We start from the raw sequence: 262 nt of genomic DNA on the forward strand, positions 1-262 counted from the left end.
GTGTCCTAAAGGGTTGTTCGAGACTAGAACGTTGATAGGTTGGGTGTGTAAGCGCTGCGAGGCGTTGAGCTAACCAATACTAATTGCCCGTGAGGCTTAACCATACAACACCGAAGGGGTTTTGTGGGCTCAATTGAAGAACATTGAATGTGTGAATGAGAACGAAACAGCTTTCCGAATTAAGAAATTTGCTTGGCGACCATAGCGTTGTGGACCCACCTGATTCCATGCCGAACTCAGAAGTGAAACACAACAGCGCCGA

2 rRNA genes are annotated in these 262 nt (G+C 47.3%); both read left to right on the forward strand.

The features are described from left to right. Window positions 1–104: ribosomal RNA gene (locus EXZ60_RS19085) — 23S ribosomal RNA — on the forward strand; the annotation flags it as partial. An 87-nt stretch (window positions 105–191) separates the two neighbouring features. After that, a 5S ribosomal RNA gene (rrf, locus tag EXZ60_RS19090) occupies window positions 192–262 on the forward strand; the annotation flags it as partial.

It is taken from the genome of Vibrio sp. 1151_11, assembly GCF_029478525.1.
Taxonomy (GTDB): Bacteria; Pseudomonadota; Gammaproteobacteria; order Enterobacterales; family Vibrionaceae; genus Vibrio; species Vibrio anguillarum.